This window comes from Flavobacterium sp. (genome assembly GCF_043773265.1).
Lineage (GTDB): Bacteria > Bacteroidota > Bacteroidia > Flavobacteriales > Flavobacteriaceae > Flavobacterium.
This window is the reverse complement of the sequence record NZ_JAYVFH010000150.1, coordinates 1-17,151: the sequence shown is the minus strand read 5'-3', so window position 1 is coordinate 17,151 and position 17,151 is coordinate 1. Positions and strand designations below refer to the sequence as shown.

Annotated in this window: 16 protein-coding genes and 1 pseudogene; 8 read left to right on the top strand and 9 right to left on the bottom strand. The window is 30.2% G+C overall.

Annotated features, from left to right (window positions below; all coding sequences use genetic code 11):
• Window positions 1-179: 179 nt before the first annotated feature.
• A complete protein-coding gene (locus ACH2BO_RS08225) occupies window positions 180-1,250 on the bottom strand; it encodes a 2Fe-2S iron-sulfur cluster-binding protein (protein ID WP_395044263.1) in 1,071 nt (356 codons plus the stop codon).
• Between the two features lie 308 nt (window positions 1,251-1,558).
• Window positions 1,559-2,125 (bottom strand): TetR/AcrR family transcriptional regulator, encoded by a 567-nt coding sequence (locus tag ACH2BO_RS08220; RefSeq protein WP_395044262.1) that lies wholly within the window; start codon window positions 2,123-2,125, stop codon window positions 1,559-1,561.
• Window positions 2,126-2,213: 88 nt separating this feature from the next.
• On the opposite strand from ACH2BO_RS08220, the gene ACH2BO_RS08215 reads away from it, so the two are divergent.
• A complete protein-coding gene (locus ACH2BO_RS08215; protein WP_395044261.1) occupies window positions 2,214-2,522 on the top strand; it encodes a rhodanese-like domain-containing protein in 309 nt (102 codons plus the stop codon).
• Here the strand turns inward: ACH2BO_RS08215 and ACH2BO_RS08210 are convergent.
• The gene (locus tag ACH2BO_RS08210) at window positions 2,519-3,166 is read right to left on the bottom strand and encodes a DUF4230 domain-containing protein (protein ID WP_395044260.1); all 648 of its coding nucleotides are present in this window, start codon (window positions 3,164-3,166) and stop codon (window positions 2,519-2,521) included. The two genes, ACH2BO_RS08215 and ACH2BO_RS08210, sit on opposite strands and share 4 nt — an antisense overlap.
• A 1-nt stretch (window position 3,167) precedes the next feature.
• Window positions 3,168-4,124, bottom strand: a complete 957-nt coding sequence (locus ACH2BO_RS08205; RefSeq protein ID WP_395044259.1) for a GSCFA domain-containing protein — start codon at window positions 4,122-4,124, stop codon at window positions 3,168-3,170.
• Window positions 4,125-4,230: 106 nt separating this feature from the next.
• On the opposite strand from ACH2BO_RS08205, the gene ACH2BO_RS08200 reads away from it, so the two are divergent.
• Window positions 4,231-5,976 carry an ABC transporter ATP-binding protein gene (locus ACH2BO_RS08200; protein ID WP_395044258.1) on the top strand — a complete coding sequence of 582 codons (1,746 nt, stop codon included), beginning with the start codon at window positions 4,231-4,233 and terminating at the stop codon, window positions 5,974-5,976.
• Window position 5,977: 1 nt separating this feature from the next.
• On the opposite strand, the gene ACH2BO_RS08195 is transcribed toward ACH2BO_RS08200, so the two are convergent.
• From ACH2BO_RS08195 to alaS, 3 genes are all read right to left on the bottom strand, one after another.
• A complete protein-coding gene (locus tag ACH2BO_RS08195) occupies window positions 5,978-6,595 on the bottom strand; it encodes a nucleotidyl transferase AbiEii/AbiGii toxin family protein (RefSeq protein ID WP_395044257.1) in 618 nt (205 codons plus the stop codon).
• Window positions 6,585-6,848 carry a hypothetical protein gene (locus tag ACH2BO_RS08190; RefSeq protein ID WP_395044256.1) on the bottom strand — a complete coding sequence of 88 codons (264 nt, stop codon included), beginning with the start codon at window positions 6,846-6,848 and terminating at the stop codon, window positions 6,585-6,587. Before ACH2BO_RS08190 ends, ACH2BO_RS08195 begins: the two co-directional genes overlap by 11 nt.
• Window positions 6,849-7,047: 199 nt before the next feature.
• Window positions 7,048-9,699 (bottom strand): alanine--tRNA ligase, encoded by a 2,652-nt coding sequence (gene alaS, locus ACH2BO_RS08185; RefSeq protein ID WP_395044255.1) that lies wholly within the window; start codon window positions 9,697-9,699, stop codon window positions 7,048-7,050.
• A gap of 260 nt (window positions 9,700-9,959) precedes the next feature.
• On the opposite strand from alaS, the gene ACH2BO_RS08180 reads away from it, so the two are divergent.
• From ACH2BO_RS08180 to ACH2BO_RS08155, 6 genes are all read left to right on the top strand, one after another.
• On the top strand, window positions 9,960-10,937 hold the full coding sequence (locus tag ACH2BO_RS08180; RefSeq protein ID WP_395044254.1) for a M23 family metallopeptidase: 978 nt from the start codon (window positions 9,960-9,962) through the stop codon (window positions 10,935-10,937).
• Window positions 10,938-10,977: 40 nt separating this feature from the next.
• A complete protein-coding gene (locus ACH2BO_RS08175; RefSeq protein WP_395044253.1) occupies window positions 10,978-11,310 on the top strand; it encodes a MerR family transcriptional regulator in 333 nt (110 codons plus the stop codon).
• A 5-nt stretch (window positions 11,311-11,315) separates the two neighbouring features.
• Window positions 11,316-11,594 carry a PLDc N-terminal domain-containing protein gene (locus tag ACH2BO_RS08170; protein WP_395044252.1) on the top strand — a complete coding sequence of 93 codons (279 nt, stop codon included), beginning with the start codon at window positions 11,316-11,318 and terminating at the stop codon, window positions 11,592-11,594.
• Window positions 11,595-11,673: 79 nt separating this feature from the next.
• The gene (locus ACH2BO_RS08165) at window positions 11,674-12,288 is read left to right on the top strand and encodes a LemA family protein (protein WP_395044251.1); all 615 of its coding nucleotides are present in this window, start codon (window positions 11,674-11,676) and stop codon (window positions 12,286-12,288) included.
• Complete coding sequence (locus ACH2BO_RS08160; RefSeq protein WP_395044250.1) at window positions 12,288-12,725, top strand: TPM domain-containing protein; 438 nt, start codon at window positions 12,288-12,290, stop codon at window positions 12,723-12,725. The genes ACH2BO_RS08165 and ACH2BO_RS08160 overlap by 1 nt, the downstream gene beginning before the upstream one ends.
• Window positions 12,722-13,519 (top strand): TPM domain-containing protein, encoded by a 798-nt coding sequence (locus ACH2BO_RS08155; protein WP_395044249.1) that lies wholly within the window; start codon window positions 12,722-12,724, stop codon window positions 13,517-13,519. Before ACH2BO_RS08160 ends, ACH2BO_RS08155 begins: the two co-directional genes overlap by 4 nt.
• A gap of 59 nt (window positions 13,520-13,578) precedes the next feature.
• Here ACH2BO_RS08155 and ACH2BO_RS08150 read toward each other — a convergent pair whose 3' ends face one another.
• Both ACH2BO_RS08150 and ACH2BO_RS08145 read right to left on the bottom strand, forming a co-directional pair.
• Window positions 13,579-16,359, bottom strand: coding sequence for an outer membrane beta-barrel protein (locus tag ACH2BO_RS08150; protein WP_395044248.1), 2,781 nt, complete (start codon window positions 16,357-16,359; stop codon window positions 13,579-13,581).
• A 201-nt stretch (window positions 16,360-16,560) separates the two neighbouring features.
• Window positions 16,561-17,151 (bottom strand): annotated as a pseudogene (locus tag ACH2BO_RS08145) (hypothetical protein); the annotation flags it as partial.

Here is a 17,151-nt window from a genome sequence, read left to right as displayed (position 1 = left end):
GTCTTACTGACATTGGATATTTGAACTTTTGTTATTACTATTTTAATTCAATACATTTATTTTTTAGCCCTGATTGAAGTGGAAATCCTTTGCTTTTTTTCTTTAAAAAAGGAAAGATTGCAACGAAAAGCAGGAAAATGGTTGGTTGAAAATGCCCAAGCCATTTGCTTCTAATTATTTTATACACCAAACTCAACCACCACATTTTGCGATGTTGGAACTGCTTGGCAACTTAATATTAATCCTTTTGCAACTTCGGTTTCGTCGAGTGCGTAATTGACTTTCATTTCGACAGTTCCAGAAATTATTTTGCAACGACAAGTACTACAAACTCCGCCTTTGCAGGCAAATGGCAAATCGGCTCCAGCTGCTAATGCACCATCGAGTATATTGTCGAAATCGTCGTCCATTGTGAAATGGAATTCTTTTCCGCCATCAATAATGGTTACTTCGGTTCCTTCTATTTTATGTTCTAAAATTTTATTTATTCTTGCTTTGTCTTCATCGGAATTTCCGGTTGTGAAAAGTTCGAAATGTATTTTTTCTTTGGATAATCCTGCTTTTACTAATTCATCACGAATAAGGAAAATCATTTGTTCTGGTCCGCAAATAAAACATTCGTCGGTTGTTGGAATATCGATAATATTTTTGGCAAGAACTTGAATTTTATCTGCTGTAAATCGACCATTTAGTAGTTCTATACTTCTATGTTCTTTTGTTAAAAAATGGAAAATTTCGAGTCTATCAAAATATACATTTTTTAATTGTTCGATTTCTTCTTTAAAGATAATTGATTTTACACTTCTATTCAAATAAAAAAGTTTAAATGTGCTTTTTTGTTCAGATGCTAAATGTGTTTTTAAAATAGAAAGTATTGGTGTAATACCACTTCCGGCAGCGAAGAAAATATAATTTTTTGGTTTATCCGATATTGGTGTGCCAAAAATTCCGCTTGGTATCATTACATCGATAATTTGTCCTTTTTTGAGATTTTCATTTACAAAAGTGGAGAATAAACCGCCGTTTAGTTTTTTGACAGCTACTTTCCATTTGTTTTCAATTGGTGAAGAACAAAGTGAATAGGAACGTCTTTCTTCTTTACCGTTGATTGTTGTTTTTAGTGTAAGATGTTGTCCAGATTTGTATTGGTATTCTTGCTGAATTTCTTTTGGGATTTCAAAAGTAATGACCGAACAATCTTTTGTTTCTTTATAAATATCTTGTATTTTTATGGAATGAAATTTTGACATTTATCTGTAATTAATTTTAACTAACACTTGTTAGTTTTATATGCAAATTTAGTGATTTTTTTGATTGATTTACGAAAACGATTGATTTTTTTCCTCACCCTAACCCTCTCCAAAGGAGAGGGAACTCGAAAAAGCAACTATATATATAGAAATTAATAAAATATGGCTTTGAAAAGTTGAATTGAAACGAAATGTTCTAGCCCCGACCTGCCTGCCGGCAGGCAGGTAGAAGTGGAAATCCTTTAATGGCGATTTTTTTTCGCCATTAAAGATTGTAACGAATAGCGGGAAATAGCTTCAAAAAAAAATTATACTATTCCTGTTAATAGAACTTGTATCATATTGGATTTTAGGACTTTTCCGTTGATGGTTTTCTTTTTTCCATACCAAAGATAAAGTGTGCGAAGTGTGGAAAGCATTGAAAAAATAATGACTTCGGGATTGAGGTTTTTTATTTCTTGATTTGCGATTCCGGTTTTGACGATTTTACGGAAATTTTGTTCGTAGTCTTCTCGCATTTTGAGAAAATAGTGAAGGTTTTCGTTTTCGAGATGCATCCAATCATTATTAAGACAAGCCAGTAAATTGTCGTCGCGAAGTGTAATATCGATGTGAAGTTGGATGATTTTTTCGAGTTTTTGAATGGTATTTTCTTGTGAATTTACAATTTGTGACATATTTTGTGTAAATTCTTCGGCAATTGCAATAATTATTAAAACCAGTATTTCCTGCTTGGATTTGATGTGATTGTATAAACTTGCCGCTTTTATATCCATAGCTTGTGCAATATCTCGTACTGTTACAGCACTATATCCTTTTTCTTTGAAAAGTTGGGCAGCAATATGTACGATTTCGGATTTACGGTCTTGTTTCATTGATTTACCACGAATTTCACGAATTAATTATTTCACAAATCTAAATTATTTTGATATGAAAGTTTACTTTTGTGAAAAAATAAAAAAAATGGGATTATTAGAATTTTTAGGTTTTGGAAATAAATCCAATAAAATTGCCGAATTTATGGCAAATGGAGCTGTAATAATTGATGTACGTTCGGCTGGTGAGTTTTCTGGTGGACATATTAAAGGTTCTAAAAACATTCCATTAAATACAATTTCGTCTAAAATAGAAGATATTAAAAAACTAGGAAAACCAGTAATTTCTTGTTGTGCCAGCGGAATGAGAAGTGCTCAGGCAACTTCTATATTAAAAAGCAATGGGATTGAAGCGATGAATGGTGGTGGTTGGAGTAGTTTGAAATCTAAAATTTAAAGTTTAAAATCGGTTTCTTTGCCAACTATATTTCCTTCGTATTTTAATGTCCAACCCATTGAATTGGTTAGAATTAAAATTTTGGAAAGTTCAGTAACTAATCTGTTTTTAGCATTAGATTTCAAAGTAGATTTTTCAATTTTTTTTGCCAAGTTTTCTTTAGCAATTTTATTTATTTTATTATAATCACTTCCTGTAAATTCATTAAAAGTACTTGATTCGGTATCATAATATTTAAAATCGGGAGCAATTGTTATTTCTTCTTTTGGGATATTGGTAATCGTTAACACTTTATTTTTGGCATCAATATCATATTTTACTTGGCTTAAATCAAATCCTACTGTTACATCGGCATTAATAACAACTATTGCTTTTTTATCAAAACTCAAACCAGGAATATAGGTTTCTTTAGAGTCTTTATAGGTCAACACTTCGGCAAAATGCCCTTCGGTAACAACTAGTTTTCCAACATTTTTGATTTGTTCTTGTATTAAATTTGTATCATATTCTATTGTTGAAGAACTATTATTTGTAAAATACTTATATCCAAAAAACAATACCAAAGCCATAAGTACTAGCATTACCCATTTTCTGATTTCGGTAATTTTATCAAATAAACCAGTTTTTTGTTGGTTTTGTGTCATATTAAAATTGAATTTGTGGGTTTTTTTTTGCTAATATATTTATTTTTTGATTTAGATTTTCAAGAAACTTTTGATGACTTTCGGAATTTTCATTAAATGGTTTATGATGCAATGCTTTTTGGATATCGCAAACATGTTGCATTGTGGCAAACTCCTTTTCATTGATATAATTTTCAAAGAATTTTATCCAAATATAATCGATTGCAGATTGAGATGGATGTAACATATCATCTGCATAAAACCGATAATCTCGGAGTTCGTCCATCATAATTTCGTAGCTGGGAAAGTATTCAGTGTTCAGTTTACAGTGTTCAGTTTGCAAGAGTTGGTAAATTGAGGTAAGCAAATGCGCTTTGCTAACAGTGTTTTCTACAAATCCATCTTTTATATGTCGCACTGGTGAAACGGTGAAAATAAAATGACAATTAGGATTTATTTTTTGAACTAAATTAATCGTGTTTTCTATTGATTTTTGAATTGTTTCTACCGAAAGTAATTCTTTGTCAAATTTATTTTGAGGCACTTTATGACAATTAGCTACAATTTCATTAGAAGTTTTATTTCTGTAAACCCACGAGGTTCCGTAAGTAATTATTATATGGGTTGATTTGGTGATTTGGTTAAGTGTTGATTGCAAAATTTTATTTAAATTTTCAAGAAATTCCTCTTTATTAGAATTACTTAATTCCGAATGAACTTCATAACAATGCCAACGTTCATTATGAAAAAAAATGTTATTTTCGGTAAATAATTCTTGATTGACAACTCTAGCAATTAATTTTTCTATTGAAACTGGATTAAAAATGATTCCAAACGGATTGGTTGTAATTTGGAATTTAAAATAATTGAATTTCTCATCCATATTCTCAGCAAAACAAGAACCTAAAGATAGAATCCGAGAATTATAATCTATTGGACTATTGCTTTTTGAGATAGGAATTGGAGTGGTGAAATTCATCTAATTTTTAATATTTCTCAAAAATACAAAATTTAGTATTCAATTAACATCAGAATTTATCATATGCTTAATATTTCCTTACTTTTGCACTTCTTAAAAAACAAAAATGAATCTTCTGTACTCTTACTTAAAAAAACATAAAGTTTTATTATTTTTCGCCTTATTGATGGCTGCAATAAACATTTGTTTCAGTTTAAGCGACTCGGTTATTACAGGAAAATTAATGCAAGATTGTGGTGTAGGTATTGCCAAATACAAAGGAAACGAAATTGGGTTTATAAAAGCTGTTGGGTTTTGGCTCATGCTTTCGCTTGGTGCAGCAATGGTTTCTCGATTGACCAAAAATTTTCAGGATTATTTTACCAATATTGTCATTCAACGAACTGGTGCCGAAATGTATACAGACGGAATAAAAAAATCTTTGGATTTACCCTATGAAGATTTTGAAGATCAACGTAGTGGCGAAACTTTAAGTAAATTGCAAAAAGTGCGCACCGATTCTGAAAAGTTAATAACACTTTCTATTTCATTGATTTTTCAAACTGTAGTTGGGTTTATTTTTGTGATTATTTACATTACAAGAATAGATTATAGAATTTCTTTAATATATATTATTGCTGCTCCAATTATTGCTATTTTGAGTTCTTTTTTGGGAAAAAAAATAAAAATTATTTCGCGCCGAATTGTTTCTCAAACCAATTCGCTTGCCGGTTCTACTACTGAAAGTTTGCGAAATATAGAACTAGTAAAAAGTTTGGGATTGACAAAACAAGAAGAAGAACGATTAAACAACAATACGCAAAAAATTCTTGGTCTTGAATTACAAAAAATTAGATTCATTCGAAGTTTAAGTTTTATACAAGGCACAACTGTACATTTACTTCGAACTTGTGTTGTTTTTTCGTTATATTACTTTTTATTTGGAAATAAAATTTTGGTTGGCGATTTATTAACTATGGTGTTTTTTACTTTTTTTATTTTTGGTCCTTTGCAAGAATTAAGTTCATTTATCATTGTAAGAAATGAAACCAAAGTATCGTTAGAAAATTTTAAGAATTTATTAAATGCAAAATCTGAGTTTAGACCTAAAAATCCAAAACCAATTGATAAAATTGAATCCTTGCAATTTAAAAATGTTACTTTTAAACATAAAACTGCTCAATTTCCTGCAGTAGAAAACATTAATTTTCATATCAAAAAAGGAGAAACAGTAGCTTTTGTTGGTCCATCTGGAGCTGGAAAAACCACTTTGGTGAAATTATTAGTAGGATTGTATCCACCAGAAAAAGGTGAGGTTTTATATAATCAAATAAATTCTACGGCAATAAATTTATTAGATTTGAGGCAACAATTGGGATTTGTAACTCAAGATGCACAACTGTTTTCTGGAACCATTCGTGAGAATTTATTGTTTGTAAAACCAACCGCAACCGATGAAGAATTGATAGATGTTTTGCATCGTGCCAGTTGCGAAACCTTATTGAAACGTGCCGAAGATGGGTTAAATTCAACCATTGGCGAAGGCGGAATTAAAGTTTCTGGTGGTGAAAAACAGCGTTTGTCGATTGCTCGTGCTATTTTAAGAAACCCTAATTTATTGATTTTTGATGAAGCTACTTCGGCTTTGGATTCGATTACCGAAGAAGAAATTAATTCGACTATTAGAACCATTTCGGATCAAAACAGAATTACGGTTTTAATTGCTCACCGACTTTCTACAATTATGCACGCAGATAAAATTTTTGTTTTAGAACAAGGAAAAATTATTGAGCAAGGCAAACACGAGGATTTACTTTTAGAGAAAGGTTTGTATTATGCCATGTGGCGACAACAGATTGGGGAAAGGAAATAAATTAAACTTCCAATCCTGAAATACTTATCTCAGTCAAGAAACTTTTAACCTCGGCTTCTGTTGGTGGGTTTGGAGTTAAATAAACCACATCTTCGCTATAATTTATTCCATTAAAATATCCAAGTTGTGCTATAAATTGCTTCTCAATGAATTCCTCTTTAAAAATTTCTTTTGCTTTAATTGAAATTTCAATGAAAGAATAATGATATTTCAAAATAAAATATAAATCTAGATAATCTTTCCATTTGGATCTTCTGCCTAATGCAAATGCTTTCATTGCTGCAAGTGTCAATAAATCGGGCATTTTTAAAACTCCTTTCAATTCAGAGTTTAAAGGAACTTGATAAGGAAATGAAAAAAAAGTAATTTTCACACCATTTGACAACATATTTATTTGATTATAATCAGCAAAAGAGACTTTATAATCTATACTTTTAAGTTTGGAATAAACATCTTTTTTACGAATGTCTTTTTCTTTAAATAAATCAAAATCAATCGATTCTCTATGTCCAATATGCAAAGCAATTGCAGTTCCACCAACCAAATAATATTCTCTTTTGAATTGAGATAAAACGGGTAGTAGATCTTGTTGCTCTTTACTTAATATTTCAAGATGCATATTTATGAGTTATTCGTCCCATTAAATCTAACATTTCAGGCAGATAATTCCCCACTTTTCTATCGGTAACGTCTTCATAAACACGTTTTAATTCTTGAAAACCAATGATCTTTATGAGTTCTTTGACATCGTCCCAAGTGCCATAATTAAAAATAAATTCAACCAAAACTTCATTGCTGATATTTGGTATTGCTTCTTTCTTGATGTACCAAAAAAGATGGGCATTTTTAGTTATGAATTCGGCTCGTGTCATTAGATTTTAAAAGTAATTTAATTTCAAATTTACAAAAATGTCTTTACTAATTATGATTAATTCCAAAAAAGTCATTATATTAATATTTTAATTTAAAATAAATACTATAAAATTATATTTTTAATTTAAAATAAATACCATAAAGTAAAAAAACAATCTAGTTAGATTGCTTTTTATGCTTGAAAATTTTAGGTAAATTTTATTTAATAAAATCAACAGCTTTCTCCAAAGCTTCTGTAATTCCAGCAATATCTTTCCCTTTTCCAGATGCAAAAAAAAGTTGACCTCCACCATTTCCATCAATATATTTTCCTAATTCTTTAATTACTTCATTTGCGTTTAATCCTCTTGAAGCAACCAATTCTTTTGAAATATAACAATGAATGTTAGGTAAATCATCTTCGATGGAAGCTAGAAAAACAAACGAATTTGGTTTTGAGCTACCAATTAATTGTGCCAAATCTTTAGTAGAACTCATTGATAAATCTACTTGTTTTGACAAAAAATTAATTCCGTTTACTTCTTTAAAGTCCTTTGAAAGTTCAATTTTTAAAACTTCTATTTTTTCTTTTAATAATTGTTCTATTTGTTTTTTAAGCTTAGAATTGTCTTCTTGCAAGGAAACCACCGATTTTAAAATATCCTGCGGATTTTTCAATGTTTCTTTTATTTCAGATAATGTATTCTCTTGATTTTGATAGAAATTTTTCACGGTATCGCCAGTTATGGCTTCAATTCTCCGAATTCCAGCTGCAACTGCGCCTTCTGAAATGATTTTAAATTGCCAAATTTCGGAAGTATTTTTCACATGAATTCCTCCACAAAGTTCTTTGCTTTCGCCAAATTCAATCATGCGAACATTATCGCCATATTTTTCACCAAATAAAGCCATCGCACCTTTATCCAATGCAACTTTAATTGGAATATTTCTGTGTTCTACCAATTGCAATTGTGCTTCAATTTGTGCATTTACACTTGCTTCAACTTGACGTAATTCTTCGTCAGAAACTTTAGAAAAATGCGAAAAGTCAAAACGTAAATAATTCGGATTAACCAATGAACCTTTTTGCTCGACATGTGTTCCTAAAATTTTTCTTAAAGCCAAATGCATCAAGTGCGTAGCCGAGTGATTTTTGGAAGTTGACGTTCTTAAATCGGTGTTTACTTTAGCTACAAAATCAACTTCAATATTCTCTGGAAGTTGTTTTGCAAAATGTATAATTAAGTTATTTTCTTTTTTAGTATCGATAATTTCAATCGTTTCGTTTGCAGAAACTAGGATTCCCTTATCGCCAACTTGTCCTCCACCTTCTGGATAAAATGGTGTATTGTTTAAAACAATTTGGTATAAAATTCCGTCTTTTTTAGAGTCAACTTTACGAATTCGAGTGATTTTTACGTCGCTTTCAGTTTTATCATATCCAACAAATGTTTCTATATTTCCTGGAATTAAAACGTTCCAATCTTCGGTTGACATTTCTGACGCAGCACGAGAACGTGATTTTTGTTCTTGCATTGATTTATCAAAATCCAATTCGTCAAACAACATTTCTTTTTCTTTCAAAATCAAAGCAGTTAAATCTTTTGGAAAACCATAAGTATCATACAATTCAAAAGCTTTTTGGCCACTTATTGTTTTTTTGTCAGATTCCAAAATTACTTTATCTAACAATTGCAATCCTTGATCTAGTGTTCTTAAAAACGAAGCTTCTTCTTCTCGAATGACATTAGTTACTAATTGTTGTTGTGATTTTATTTCTGGAAAAAATTCGCCCATTTGGTTGGCTAATACTTCTACCAATTTATTTATAAAAGGTTCTTTGGTGTCAAGAAATGTAAATCCGTAACGAATTGCACGACGCAAAATTCTACGAATAACATAACCTGCGCCAGTATTTGATGGTAACTGTCCGTCGGCAATGGCAAAAGCCACGGCACGAACATGATCTACAATTACTCGAATGGCAATATTTGTTTTATTCTGTTCTTCTTGTATTGACAAGTCGCGACTTGTCACTGCATCATTTGATGTATATTTGTAACCTGTAATTAGTTCTACTTTAGCAATTAATGGCGTAAAAACATCAGTGTCATAATTGGAAGTTACACCTTGCAATGCCATACACAAACGCTCAAAACCCATTCCTGTATCAACATGTTGCGCTGGAAGTTTTTCTAGAGAACCATCAGCTTTACGATTGAATTCCATGAAAACATTATTCCAAATTTCGACCACTTGTGGATGATCGTTGTTGACCAAACTTTTTCCTGAAACTAAAGCTTTTTCGGCTGCAGAACGAATGTCAACATGAATTTCGGAACATGGACCACACGGACCTTGATCACCCATTTCCCAAAAATTGTCTTTTTTATTTCCTAGAATTATTCTGTCTTCGTTGATTAATGTTTTCCAAATATCCCAAGCTTCTTGGTCGAATGGAACGTTGTCTTCTTTGCTTCCTTCAAAAACGGAAACGTATAGATTTTCTTTTGGTATTTTATATACTTCTGTCAATAATTCCCAAGCCCAATTGATAGCTTCTTTTTTGAAATAATCGCCAAAAGACCAGTTGCCAAGCATTTCAAACATCGTGTGATGGTAAGTGTCAAAACCTACATCTTCAAGATCATTATGTTTTCCTGAAACTCTAAGGCATTTTTGTGTATCGGCAATTCGTTTACTTTTTGGTGTTCCGTTTCCAAGAAAATATTCTTTGAATTGAGCCATTCCTGAGTTGTTGAACATAAGTGTTGGATCGTCTTTTAGAACAATTGGTGCAGATGGAACGATTAAATGCTCTTTAGATTCAAAGAATTGGAGGAATTGTTTACGGATTTCGTTAGATGTCATTTTGTATTATTATATCTTTAATAATTGAATTTTATTAAAATGGATTGCTGTTTAGCCCTGATTGTAGCGGTATCTTTTATAGTTTGCCGATTATTAAAAATCGGTGAAGTATAAAAATATAGCGTAAAGCAGGAATTACAATTACAAATATGCTAAAAGTTTCGCTCTTAAAAAATAGGAAAGAATGAAACATTTATTAAATTTGTTCGTATAACTATTGTTATTCTTAAATCTAGTGCAAAAATAGTATAATTTAATAAATGTCGAAGAAAGTTAAGTATTATTACGATACAGAAAATTTAGCATACAGAAAAATAAAGCCAAAAAAAGGTTTAAAGTTGGGTTATGCGGCATTATTTCTGTTGGCATCGGCTTTGTTTGGGTTTTTATGTTTTGTTTTATTCATGAATGTTCCTTTTTTAGAAACCCCAAAAGACAAGATTCAGCAACAAGAAATTGAGAGTATGAAGCTTCGTTATTCTATTTTAAATAAAAAAATAGATCAATTGGAGGAAGTTGCTTCTGATATGGAAGATAGAGATAATAATTTATACCGAACTTATTTTAATTATACTCCGGTTTCGAGAGAGAAACGAAAAGGAATTATTGATAAAAACAGGTATAAAGAATTAGAGGGATTTAACAATTCTGATTTGATAATAACTACCTCTAAAAAAGTAGATGGCATTACAAAATCATTGGCTTTTCAGTCTAAATCATTGGATGAAATATTAAAATTGGCACAAGCTAAAGATAAATTATTAATTGCAATTCCGGCAATTCAACCTGTAAAAAATGAAGATTTAAAAAGAATGGCTTCTGGTTTTGGATTTAGAACTGATCCTTTTACAAAAGCAAGAAAAATGCATGAAGGAATGGATTTTACTGCTGCAACTGGAACTCCAATTTATGCAACAGGAGATGGAATAATAAAAAATGCAGACAATTCGCTTTCGGGTTATGGAAATCATATTGAGATTGAACATGGTTTTGGATATTTAACATTGTATGGACATTTAAGTAGTTATAAGGTTTCTCCTGGACAAAGAGTGAAACGTGGCGATGTTATTGGTTTAGTTGGAAGTACTGGTCGTAGCCAAGCACCACATTTGCATTATGAAGTTCATAAAGATGGTGAAGTTGTAAATCCTATTAATTTTTATTATGGAAACATTTCGGCAGCAGAATATGTTGCTATTTCTAAAATTGCTAATCAGGAAAATCAGTCGTTTGACTAGTGTTTAGTGTTTAGTGTTCAAAATTAAAAAGAAAATAAAAATGCACATAGAATTATCTAAAGATAAATTATATTTTAGTATTGGCGAAATTGCTAGTGCTTTTGGAGTTAATGCTTCGCTTGTAAGATTTTGGGATAAAGAATTTGATATTCTAAAACCCAAGAAAAATGCTAAAGGAAATAGAATGTTTACCCAAGAAGATGTAAAGAATTTGCAATTAATATATCATTTGGTTAAAGAACGAGGTTTTACTCTTGAAGGTGCAAAAACACATTTAAAAGAAGGTCAGAAAAAAACATTAGATAAATATGCAATTATATCTAAACTAGAAACAATAAAAGCAGAACTAAATAGTATTAAAAATAATTTATAAATCTTATGAATAAAGACAAGTTAATTTACACAAGCTTCGTCGTTTCTTTTGTGTTTACGATTGTTGGAGCATTACTAAAAATCATGCTTTGGATGAATGCAAATTTCTTTTTAACAATTGGACTTTTAGCTTTGGCATTTTTTGTGTTTATGTGCATTTATGAAATAATGAATTCTAAATGGATTGAAAAACAAGAAAAACTAATGTGGGTTGTTGGATTTTTATTTTTTTGGATGATAACCGGTTTGGTATATATTTTGTCTGGTAGAAAGAGAGTTGCTTAAAAAAATCAATAACAATTACAATTAATAAAAATTAAATCAATAAACAAAAACAATAAATAAACTTTAAAAATTAGAAATTATGAGAAAATTTTTGCCTTTAATTATCATCGGAGTAGTAGTATTATTTGGATATTTTTACTTTAAAGGAATTAATAATACAGCTGTAACACTTGAACAAGATGTTAAAGAAAGTTGGGGTAATGTTCAAACTGCTTACCAAAGAAGAAATGACCTTATTGGAAATTTAGTTAAAACAGTTCAAGGTGCAGCAGAGTATGAAAAAGGAACACTAACCGCAGTTATTGAAGCTCGAGCAAAAGCAACATCAATGACTATTGATCCTAGTAATATTACTCCTGAACAGTTAGCGCAATTTAACCAAGTTCAAGGCGGAATGAGTAGTGCATTATCAAGATTATTAGTTACTGTTGAGCAATATCCTAGTTTGAAAGCAAATGAAAATTTCTTGAAATTACAAGATGAATTAGCAAGTACTGAAAATCAAATTCTTACAGCTAGAACTAGATATAATGAAGCAATAAAACCATACAACAATCATGTAAGTGTGTTTCCAAATAGTTTATTTGCTGGTTGGTTCGGATTTAAAGCCAAACCATATTTTGAATCTGTTGCTGGTGCAGATAAAGCTCCAGAAGTAGAATTTGATTTTGATAAAAAAGAAGAAGCGAAATAATGTCTAAAGTAGAAGATTTTTTAACTAAAGCCGAAGAAGCAGAAGTTGTGGAAGCTATTCGAATGGCTGAAAAAAATACTTCTGGCGAAATTCGCGTTCATTTAGAAAAGAAAACAGACATTGCTCCAATTGAACGAGCAGTGGCTGTTTTTCATGAATTAAAAATGGATGAAACACAGCTTAGAAATGGCGTTATTATTTATGTTGCTGTAAAAAGTAAGCAATTTGCAATTTATGGTGATAAAGGAATTAATGATAAAGTTTCTACTGATTTTTGGAATGTTACTAAAAATATTATGGTTTCTCATTTCATAAATGGAGCTAATAAATTGGCATTAGTCGAAGGAATACATTCAGCTGGCGAACAGCTCAAAAAACATTTTCCGTTTGAGGATAATGATACTGATGAACTTTCTAACGAAATATCAAAAGAATGAAAGAACTAATTAATAAATTTTCAAAGTTTCTTTTAATTACTGTTTTGTTTTTGGTTTATCAATCAGGATTTGCTCAGTTCAAAATTCCTCAAAAGCCAGATTTTCAAACATCAGTTTATGATTATGCTAAACTCTTAAATGATTCCGAAAAAGCACAATTAGAAGAAAAACTTATAAAATATTCTGATTCAACAACAACTCAAATTGTAGTTGTAACAATAAATACTATTGATGGTGAAGATATTGGAATTTTGGCGCCAAAATGGGGACATGAATGGGGAATTGGACAAGCAAAACAAGACAATGGAATTTTTATTCTATTAGCAAAAGAAGAACGTAAAATATGGATTGCACCAGGATATGGAGTTGAAGACAGATTAGTTGCAGGAATAACTGGTGAAATTGTTAGAAACATTATTATTCCTGAGTTTAAAGCTGGCAGTTATTACAACGGATTAAACAAAGGTGCAGATGCTATTTTTGAAGTTTTAAATGGAAAATATAAAGGCAATAGAGTTGAAGCAAATGACGATGGAAGTGTTTTTCCTGTTTTAATTTTCATAATAATCTTCATTATAATATTAATAATCGCTTCTAAAAACAAAGGCGGAAACTCTGGAAACAATTCTGGAGGACCAAGTTTATTGGACATAATTATCTTGAGTAATATGGGACGAAGTTCTGGTGGAGGAAGTTTTGGAGGTGGTTTTGGAGGTTCTTCTGGTGGTGGCGGTTTTGGTGGAGGATTCGGCGGTGGAGGATTTTCTGGTGGTGGCGCTGGCGGAAGTTGGTAAACTCAATTCATAACTGATTAATATATAAAAATCTGCTTTTCTAGGAAAGCAGATTTTTTTTACCACATAAATCTTCCAGAAGGTTTCTTTTCTTTGGCTCCAAACTTTTCGATTTTATAAGTTAATGAAAACATTGCATAACGCTTTAAAACAATATTTTCTTCATCTCTAATTGATGTTGCAGAAATGGTTCTTGTAGAGCTTAAATTCTGATTTAAAACATCATATACTTTTACTTTCGCCATTAATTTTTTATTAAAAAAACTGTAGGACAAACTGGTGTTCCATAAATAGAAATCTTTTTTAAATCCGTCGGCAATATTAGAATTGTATGTATATCCAAAATCGTTACCAAAAACCCAATTTTTTGGCCAATAATTAGTAATTTGAATATTGAATTTATGTGAAAAATTAGAAGCTGAATTCACAACATAATTGCTATATCTAGTTTTATTAAAATTATAATTATACGTTGGATTAATGGTAAACAATTCGCCATTTTCGTAAGTGAAATTTACTCTAGGCGAAAAATTATAGGAATTGGCTGTAAACAATTCACCATCCGTAAATCCTTTAGAAGCATTGAGTGAATTGTTTAAATTTATTCCAAATTTATAGTTGTTTTTTTCCTTCTTGATAGATTTATTCCAATAAATTCCAAACCAGTAATTGCTTGTTCCAGAAACGTTTTGGTAGGTTGTTGTGCGTTTTCTATCGGCATCAAAAATTGTTGATGAAACTATTTGTGAATCATAGAAATTTCCACCAGTATAAATACCATATCCAGATCGAGTTGCATAATCATAATCTCTAAAACTTAAATACAAATTATGGTATTTATTTACATCAATATTTGGGTTTCCTATAATTGTATTTAACGGATTTGACAAATCTTCAACTGGTAAAACTTGGGTTGCAGAAGGCAAATCGACATTGTAATTATAACTTAACCAAACATTCTTAGTTTTTGTAAACCTGTAATTGAAACTTGAATTTATGTCTGGTAAAATATAATCCTTGTTAAAAGTTGTTAATGTATTTAAATAATCGGCATTGTTGTCAAAATTCACAATATAAGTTCCCATATTTATATTGAAATTAAAATTTTTCTTATTCCATTCTATTCCAGCTTTTGGTGTTAGAGATTTTGTTCTAGAAGTTGTTGCCATAGAAAGCAAATCATTTTCTATAGAATAGGTTTGAGAAACTCCATCAAAATCTAAAGTTTTCACTCTATCAATTAAATTTTCTCTATAAAAATTGGAAGATATTTTAATACTTAATGAATCTGTTATTGGTTCAGAATACTCGAAATCAGTACTATAACTATCTTTTATCGAATTGTTTTTGGATTGCTGATTTCTTGTGTCGTTTGGATCACTTCCTTGATAAAAAATAGTATTAGAATTTGTAATATTATCATCAATTGATTTATTGTTTTCATTTTGAAATGTAAAACTAAAATAACGTCCTTTTTTTCTAAATGATTTGGTAAAAGTTAATGTGTTTTCAAAATTATTAGAATCACTATCCGACATAACATCTGATGTGCTTTCATTTAACAATTGATCTAAATTATCTTTAGAAGTTTGGGATGAATTGCTATTGAATTTACCTGTAGCTTTTGAATATTTTGGCTCAATAATTATAGAAGTTAATGAATCCATTTTATATTCTAATTCAAAGTTTAAGTTGTTCCCAAATCTTTCATCATTAGTTTTAGAGTTCGAATTAGTTGTAAAATTTCCTGAAGGCAAAAAATTGGTTTGATTGGTTCTGTTTACATTTTCAGAATTAGTATTAGAAAAAAAATAACTTCCTGTTGTTTCTAAATCTTTATGCCACTCGTCTGAATAGTTAATTCCAACCATATTAGAACGTGTAATTCCAGAATTTCCTCCAAATCTTCTTCCATTTATTCCAAAAGAACCATCGCCATTTACCCACATGCTTCTACTTCTTCCGCCACCCATATTATCAAATATTTCATCCATAGAAAATCCTGTAGAATTAATATTATTGGATGATGCTAAGGCACTTATTTTAGTTTTATTTTTAAAATAATTTGCCAATCCGCTAGTTTCATATCTATTATCTGTTCCAAAACCGCCCATTATTTTGCCAAAAAAACCTTTATTTTTCTTTTCATCAATAGTAAGATTGATACTTGCATTGTCAGACGTTGCAACTGCACCAGTTTTCTCTTCTTTTTTTGTTTTGGTGTCAGTAATTTGAACTTTATTAATAATATCCGAAGGTAAATTTTGCAAGGCAATTTTTCCGTCTTTATCAAAAAATGGCTTTCCGTTTACGAGAATTTGGTTTACTTCTTTTCCGTTAACCGTAATTTTTCCTTCGGCATCAATTTCTACTCCAGGCAATTGTTTCAATAAAGTTTCAACATTAGCATCTGGACGAACTTTAAAAGAGGAAGCATTGAATTCTAAAGTATCTTTTTTAATTCTAATTGGAGGAATTTCTTTTTTTATTAGAACTTCATCCAAATTGGTAATTGCAATTTTTAGTGCTATAGTTTCAAAATCTCTATCGGCTGAAATTTCTTTCAAATCAACTTTAAATTCTTCATACGAAACATAGGATATTTTTAAATAAATCGGCTTGATTAATTTCTTGATTTTGAAATTAAATTTTCCAAATTTGTCTGTAATTGTATAATCTACAACTGATGAGTCTTTTACCGAAGTTAGATAAACCGTTGCAGATTCGATTGGTAATTTTGTAGATTCATCAATAACTTTACCTTTAATGGTAACTAGGTTTTGACCAAATGATAAAGAAAAAAATAATATGGCAGCAATTGAGTAAAAATATTTTGGCATAAAATTTTGGTTAGTTTCAATAATAACTACAAAATAATGACTTTAGTATTTAATGTAACTATTTCTTACAAAATTTAACAATAAAAAAACTCGTCAAGTTTTTCTACCAGACGAGTTTTATGTTTATTTTTTCTTCTTAACTTTTTTTACAACTTTCTTTTTAGGAGTTGTAGTACTTGCAGGTATTATTGGGTCTGCACTTCATTTTAAAGACTTAACAGAATCTAATGCATAAGTATTGGCTGAATCTATTGCTAAAGTTTTATTAAAATATTCTACAGCTTTTACTTTATCTGAATTTGCATAATGTGCTCCAATTGCATTATAAGATTCTATTATTTTAGTTTTATTTTTTGTAGCTTCTTCTTCACCTTTAGCTAAAACTAGGTCAACAAATTTTTGATAGTTTACTGCCATAACGTCATCTTTTTCTAAAGAATTATTAATTCTTGCTTTATAGAAGTATGCTTCTGTATATTCTGGTTTGGCAACAATTACAGCATCAATTGCTTTATCTGCTTTGTCTAAACTAACATTGTCGATAGTTTTTGCATCTTTTCCTCTATTTACTGTGTAAACTGATATTCCATAATAAATACTGTCTTCAAGAAAGTTTTTAGAATTTGGATTTGTAATTGCAATTTCAAATAGTGAAGCTGCTGCTGCATACGATTTTTGAGTAAAATAATTTTTACCAATTTCGTTTAAAGCATTTGCTAATAAAGGTTCCATTTCAACAGATTTTTTTATCTGAGAAACTCCAGTTGCGAATAATGTAGCATCTGTGATTTT